Genomic DNA, 6,141 nt, shown 5'->3' with positions numbered 1-6,141 from the left:
ACCCAGGACAGCAGAGTCCWGGTGTCGAGGAACGCCGGCTGGTACGGGTGGTCCTGGAACGTCACCAGGTCGAGCCCGGAACGCTCGGACAGCTGCGCCAGCGCGACGGTCAGCTGCGGGTCCTTGGCTGCCGGGGTCAGGAAGCTGCCGAAGACGAGATCGTGGCCGTAGTCGGGCATCGAAGCATCTCCCTAGTGATTGATGCTTCAACTATAGATCAGTCGTCGCCACGTGCGGATGTCCAACGCCGATAATGCACATTATGACATTATGGCTGGGAGGGGTCACGGAGGGTCAGCACGTACCGCTCCTCCGTCTGCGACGGATCGCGCGGCAGCACCTGACGCTCCCCGGTGCGCGTGTACCCGGAACGCACGAACAGGTCGCCGGCGGCGTGGTTGCTGTCCAGCAGCCACAGCGACACCGTCCGGGCGTCCTCGACGACGGCCGCCCGACGGACGGTGTCGAGCAGCGTCCACCCGACGCCGTGGCGTCGTGACTCCGCGGCCACCCACAGGGCGACGACGTGCCGGTCGTCGACCGGCGACCCCGGCTCCTGCATCATCGTGACCATCCCGCGGCCCACGCCGTCGTCGTCGACGGCGACCCAGGTGGCCGACGTGCGCAGGCGCATGCGCCAGTGCGACTCGGCGAACCGTTCCTCCCGAGCCAGCGAGGCGCCGAAGACGTCCGGGTTCTCCCGCAGGGCGCGCAACCGCACACCCTGGACGAGACGCCAGTCGTTCTCCCCCACCTGTCGGATATCCACGTCCACAGGATGCCTCATCTGGGGCGGAGCACCGGTCAGGGCAGCTCGCGCGCCGTCGTCTGGTCGGCCGGGGTACCGCCGTGGCCGGCGGGGTCGGGCACCGAGCGTGCGGCGTCGGCGATCTCCTCCTCCGGGCGGGGCGGCACGGACTCGTCGTACTCGAGCTCGGGCACCTCGTGCCCTGCGGACTCCGTCATGGCGGTCTCCTTCCGACGCGTTCACGCTACGGGCGGACGGCGGGCAGCGAAAGCCGGACGCCGTCAGAGGTCGATGCCCTCGCCGGAGTCGAGCGAGAGCGGCTCCCCCGCGTCGCCGAGCCGGCCCAGCAATCCGATCGCCATGCCCTGCCCGATCGCGCTCAGCAAGCCGTCGTGGACGACGACGAGGCGCGCTGGCCGCACGTGCCGGACGTAGTCGACGACCTCTCCCAGCTTGAGCCACGGAGCCCCGAGCGGTGCGCACAGGACGTCCACGTGCGCGCCGGCCGGGTCGATGTAGGCGTCACCCGGATGGAGCACGCCGGCGACCAGGTAGCCCACGTTGTGCACTCGCGGCACGTCCGGGTGGACCAGTGCGTGCCACTCCCCCAGCGCCGCCACGTCGAACCCGCCGGCGGAGAAGGCATCGCCTCCGCGCACGGCGTGCACGCGCTCTGCGGGCGCCCCGGCGCTGACGAGGACGTCGACCACGGACTGCGGCGCCCACGCCTCAATGCCCCCCTGCACCGCCTCGACCACGGGCTCGGTGGCCACGTGATCGGGGTGCTCGTGCGTGATGAGGACGGCCGAGACACCGTCGAGTGCACCCGGCAGGTCGGAGAAGACGCCGGGGTCGATGACGAGGTGGTCGGCGCCCCTGTCGAGACGGATGCAGGCGTGTCCCCAACGGCTCAGGCGGGTGCTCATCCGTTCAGTGTGTCCTGACCTGGGATGATGCGCGCGGCGTTTCGCCGGACGCCGGTGCCCCGGCTACGGTTGCGCACGTGCTGGTGCTCGGGGTGTGCAGTCTCRAGGGTGGCGTGGGCAAGACGTCGATCACCCTCGGTCTGGCGTCGGCTGCCCTGGAGCGCGGGCTGCGCACGCTGGTCATCGACCTGGACCCGCAGGGCGACAGCACCATGGCGCTCGGAGCACGTCCGCAGGCCGGCGACGTCGCGTCCGTCCTCGACGAGCCGGGCGAGGCGACGATGGCCAAGGCCACCGTGCTGTCGTCGTGGGCCGACGAAGGCCTCGACGTCCTCGCCGGGTCCGAGCGGTCCGCGGCGCACGACCGTCTCGACGGCGACGACCTGGACCGGCTCCGCTACGCGCTGTCCTGGGTGCGCGACTACGACCTCGTCCTGATCGACTGCCCGCCGTCGCTCGGGGGCCTCACCCGCACGGGACTGTCCGCGTGCGACCGCGCCCTCGTGGTGACCGAGCCGGGCCTCTTCGCCGTGATGGCGGTCGGCCGCGCCATGCGGACCATCGACGAGCTGCGTCGCGGACCCGCGCCAGCGCTGCAGCCGCTCGGCATCGTCGTCAACCGGGTCCGTGCCCGCTCGATCGAGCAGGCGTTCCGGCTGGAGGAGCTGCAGACGCTCTACGGCCCGCTGGTGCTCACTCCCCCGGTCCCCGAGCGCGCGGCGCTCCAGCAGGCCCAGGGTGCCGCCCAGCCGGTGCACGCGTGGCCGGGCGCCGCGGCCGCCGAGCTGGCCCGCACGTTCGACGCCCTGCTGGACCGCGCACTTCGCGCACCGCGCCACTGACATGACACGAGCGGCCACCCCGAAGGGCAGCCGCTCGTCGAGTCGGTCCGTGTCAGYCGGCGGTGCGGGCCTGCCGGCGCAGTGCGAGCTCGTCGTGGGCCGACGGCGTCGCGATGAGCTCCTCGTCCTCGTCCGCACGCTCGGTGGGCAGCGCCGCGAGGGTGCCCTCGACCTCACGCCAGACGCGGCCGACCGCGATGCCGAACACGCCCTGGCCGCCCTGCACGAGGTCGATGACCTCGTCGGCGGAGGTGCACTCGTACACGCTCGCGCCGTCGGACATCAGGGTGATCTGGGCGAGGTCGTCGACCCCCCGCTCGCGCAGGTGGCTCACGGCGGTGCGGATCTGCTGCAGCGAGACGCCCGTGTCCAGCAGGCGCTTGACCACCTTGAGCACGAGGATGTCGCGGAAGCTGTAGAGCCGCTGCGTGCCCGAACCGGTGGCCGGCCGGATGGACGGCTCCACCAGGCCGGTGCGGGCCCAGTAGTCGAGCTGGCGGTACGTGATGCCCGCGGCGCGGCACGCGGTCGGGCCGCGGTAGCCGGTCGCGGTGTCGAGGTCAGGGAGGTCGTCGTCGAACAGCATGCCCTGAGCGCGCTGCGGCACTGCCCCGCTGACGCTCTCGGCGCTCTCGTTGCTGGTCACGAATCCTCCACTCGTCGCACGCCGGTCGGCGGACATCTCCCCCGGCTGCTTGCCAGACTAGGCCCGCGGCGGTACGGACGCCATGACGCCCGCCGGGCGTGTCGCGACGGGCGAGTCTCACCTTCGACCTGAACGCGAAGGTTTGGGACTAATGACCCTCCGCGCCGCCCTCCTCCTCGGGTTCCGCGCCCGTGCTGAAGTCCTCGGGCGTGACGAGGTCGAGGAACCGCCGGAAGCGCTCGAGATCCTGCTCGGACGTGGTGGTCCGTACCTCGACGCCGGCGATCGCCACGACCTCGGCGGAGCACAGGACCGGGCAGCCGAACCGGAGCGCCATCGCGATCGCGTCGGACGCCCGGGAGTCGACCCGAGGCCCGGTCCGGAGCACCAGCTCGGCGTGGAACACGCCCTCCTCGAGGCGGGTGATCTCCACCCGCGTCAGGCCCGAGCCCACCGCGATGAGCACGTCCCGGAGCAGGTCGTGCGTCATCGGTCGGGGCGGCACGATGCCCGCCTGCGCGGAGGCGATGGCGCTCGCCTCCGTAGGCCCGATGAGGATGGGCACCAGGAGCTCGGAGTCGGGGTCGAGGAGCAGCACGACGATCTCGTCGTCGGCCATGTGCTGGCGCACCCCGACGACCTCGACCGGTACGAGCTCGGCGTCCTCTCCCATGCAGCCCACGCTACGACGCCGACGCCGATCCGGCGCCCCCCAGGGACAGCCGTTATGGCCGCGATCCGGCTACGGCGCGAGGTCGGCGACCGCCGCGCGCACGAGCGCGGTGTGCATCTGCGTGCAGAGCTCGCCCACCTCGGCCGCCAGCGTGCCCGCCCGGGCCCGCGACGACGCGCTCCGCTGGCCGCGCCACGGCGCCACCACCTGCTCGACGAGGTCCGCCTGACGGTCGGCCGAGGTCCGGAACTGCCGCAGGTGACGCGGGTCGATCCCGTGCTCGGCCAGCGCGGCGGCCGAGACCACGATCTCGCGGGCCCACAGGTCGAACGACCCCGTCCCGTGCGTGCGCAGGACCCCCGCGGCGACGAGATCCTCGACGAACGCCACCTCGACACCGGACTCGCGTGCGAGCGTCTCGAGCGTCCACCGCGTCCCGGTGCCCTCGCTGACGCCGTCCCGCGTGGCGAGCCGGGCGCGCGGAGCCGGCTCGTCCTCCTCCCCCGCGTCCAGGGCGGCGAGGCGGTCGCCGATGACCTTCAGGGGCATGTACCGGTCGCGCTGCTGGCGCAGGACGAACCGGAGGCGCTCGATGTCCGCCGGCGAGTACTGCCGGTAGCCGGCCGCCGTGCGCACCGGCTCGACGAGCCCCTGCTCCTCGAGGAAGCGGAGCTTGGACGTGGTGACGGCGGGGAACTCGATGCGCAGCGCGGCCAGGACGTCGGAGATCCGCATGGAGGCGCGGCGGGAGATGCCGCGCGGCCACGGCTCGTGCGTGACCTCGGCCGCGGTGCTCGTGTCGACCTGCACGCGCTGTGCTCGGGCGCTCGTCACGTGGTGCTCCCCGTGGGGCCGAGCGGCAGGGACCGGCCGGTCACGCGCCGGCCGTGTCGCGGTGCGGGCTGGGGTGGAACGTCATGCGGTACTTGCCGATCTGGACCTCGTCGCCCGCCCGGAGCGCCGACTGGTCGATGCGGGTCCGGTTCACGTACGTCCCGTTCAGCGACCCGATGTCCCGCACGACGAATGTCTGGCCCTCCCGGACGAACTCCGCGTGCTTGCGGGAGACGGTGACGTCGTCGAGGAAGATGTCCGCCGCCGTCGAGCGGCCTGCGACCGTCCGATCCGCGTCGAGCAGGAACCGCGCACCGGCGCTCGGTCCCCGCTGCATGACGAGCAGGGCAGAGGTGGGCGGGAGGGCGTGCACCGCGGCGACCTCGTCCGGGGTCAGCCCGACGGGTGCCGACGCCTCGATCTCGACGGGCTCGATCGCCCCGAAGCTCATCGTGGTGTCGGGTCCGCCCGCGAAGCGTCCGACCTGCGGGTCCTCGCCGCTCATGCCACCTCCCGGGCCCGTCTCTCACCTCGACGCCCGGGGTTCCTCGGGGTCAGCCACACCCTATGCGGACCGGGCGGGTCGGCGCAGCACGTCGGCACCAGGTGACAGCCTGCTGCGCGCTGCGCGGTCGGTACAGAACAGGATCAATCGCCCTGCGGCGGCACCGGCGTCGCGTACACCGGATCCGGCACGACCCGGATGGCGTCCACCTGCACGAGCTCCTCGCTCTCGACAACCCCTCTGCCCCCGTTATTGCGCACCTGCGCCATCGCACCACCCGGGATCTGCAGCGCCGGGGCGATGATGTCGGGGTCACCGATCGCGATCCAGCGGTACGGCGCCGTGAGCTCGACGCCGTCGAGGACCACCGCGCCACCCGTCCCCGTGAACGCGCTGCTCGCCGTCACCCGCTGGTCGTTGAGCTGCACCGCCTCCGCGCCCGCGTTCCGCAGCTCCTCGAGCATGTTCAGCATCGTGATCGGCTTGATGAAGCCGTCCGGCTCCGTGAGCGTGACCACCACACCCGGCCCCTCCGCGGGCAGGCGACCGGTGAGGATCCCCTGCGTCTCGGCGCTGCGGCGCAGCGCATCGAGAGCGGCCTGCCGGCGGTCGGAGCCCGAGAGCAGGTCGTCCCGCTCGCGCGCGAGGTCGGCGGACTCCCGGGCGAGGGCGTCGCCTCGGTTCGTGGTCTCGTCGAGGATCCGGACGAGGTCGCCCTGCCGCATCCCGCCGAGGTCCGCCTCACCGGACTGGCGCACCTGCGCCACCAGCGCGAAGCCGAGCACGGCGCACAGGACGCCCGCGACCAGCTGAGCGCGGGTGGAGCGGGGCTTGAGCGCACGACCGAGGACCGCCCATCCGCTCGGCTCCTTCGGCACCGGGACAGCCGTCGCGTCGTCGACCGACGGTTCCCGAGCGGGCGTCGAGCCGGACGGCAGTGCGTCCGGCCCGTCGGCAGGCTCGGGGT

Annotated in this window: 9 protein-coding genes and 1 pseudogene; 1 reads left to right on the top strand and 9 read right to left on the bottom strand. The window is 72.7% G+C overall.

Annotation, left to right across the window (positions count from 1 at the left end):
• The 4 genes and pseudogenes from AC1DUQ_RS15805 to AC1DUQ_RS15790 form a co-directional block, all read right to left on the bottom strand.
• Positions 1-179, bottom strand: a pseudogene (locus AC1DUQ_RS15805) (LLM class flavin-dependent oxidoreductase); the annotation flags it as partial.
• An 89-nt stretch (positions 180-268) separates the two neighbouring features.
• Positions 269-769 carry an N-acetyltransferase family protein gene (locus AC1DUQ_RS15800; RefSeq protein WP_477062032.1) on the bottom strand — a complete coding sequence of 167 codons (501 nt, stop codon included), beginning with the start codon at positions 767-769 and terminating at the stop codon, positions 269-271.
• A gap of 35 nt (positions 770-804) precedes the next feature.
• Complete coding sequence (locus AC1DUQ_RS15795; RefSeq protein ID WP_477062033.1) at positions 805-966, bottom strand: hypothetical protein; 162 nt, start codon at positions 964-966, stop codon at positions 805-807.
• 63 nt (positions 967-1,029) lie between these two features.
• Positions 1,030-1,674, bottom strand: coding sequence for an MBL fold metallo-hydrolase (locus tag AC1DUQ_RS15790; protein WP_477062034.1), 645 nt, complete (start codon positions 1,672-1,674; stop codon positions 1,030-1,032).
• Positions 1,675-1,751: 77 nt separating this feature from the next.
• Between AC1DUQ_RS15790 and AC1DUQ_RS15785 the strand changes: the two genes are divergently transcribed.
• Positions 1,752-2,516, top strand: a complete 765-nt coding sequence (locus AC1DUQ_RS15785; RefSeq protein ID WP_477074106.1) for a ParA family protein — start codon at positions 1,752-1,754, stop codon at positions 2,514-2,516.
• Between the two features lie 52 nt (positions 2,517-2,568).
• Here AC1DUQ_RS15785 and AC1DUQ_RS15780 read toward each other — a convergent pair whose 3' ends face one another.
• From AC1DUQ_RS15780 to AC1DUQ_RS15760, 5 genes are all read right to left on the bottom strand, one after another.
• Positions 2,569-3,162, bottom strand: a complete 594-nt coding sequence (locus AC1DUQ_RS15780; RefSeq protein WP_477074105.1) for a MerR family transcriptional regulator — start codon at positions 3,160-3,162, stop codon at positions 2,569-2,571.
• Positions 3,163-3,310: 148 nt separating this feature from the next.
• The gene (locus AC1DUQ_RS15775; protein ID WP_477062035.1) at positions 3,311-3,835 is read right to left on the bottom strand and encodes a bifunctional nuclease family protein; all 525 of its coding nucleotides are present in this window, start codon (positions 3,833-3,835) and stop codon (positions 3,311-3,313) included.
• Positions 3,836-3,904: 69 nt separating this feature from the next.
• Complete coding sequence (gene ftsR / locus AC1DUQ_RS15770; protein WP_477062036.1) at positions 3,905-4,669, bottom strand: transcriptional regulator FtsR; 765 nt, start codon at positions 4,667-4,669, stop codon at positions 3,905-3,907.
• A 40-nt stretch (positions 4,670-4,709) separates the two neighbouring features.
• The gene (locus AC1DUQ_RS15765; protein WP_477062037.1) at positions 4,710-5,174 is read right to left on the bottom strand and encodes an FHA domain-containing protein; all 465 of its coding nucleotides are present in this window, start codon (positions 5,172-5,174) and stop codon (positions 4,710-4,712) included.
• A 143-nt stretch (positions 5,175-5,317) separates the two neighbouring features.
• On the bottom strand, positions 5,318-6,141 hold an 824-nt coding region (locus AC1DUQ_RS15760; protein ID WP_477074104.1), incomplete at its 5' end, for a DUF881 domain-containing protein.

This window comes from Cellulomonas sp. P4_B5_2 (assembly GCF_056402235.1).
The sequence above is the reverse complement of the archived record's forward strand: the minus strand, read 5'-3'. Positions and strand labels throughout refer to the sequence as shown.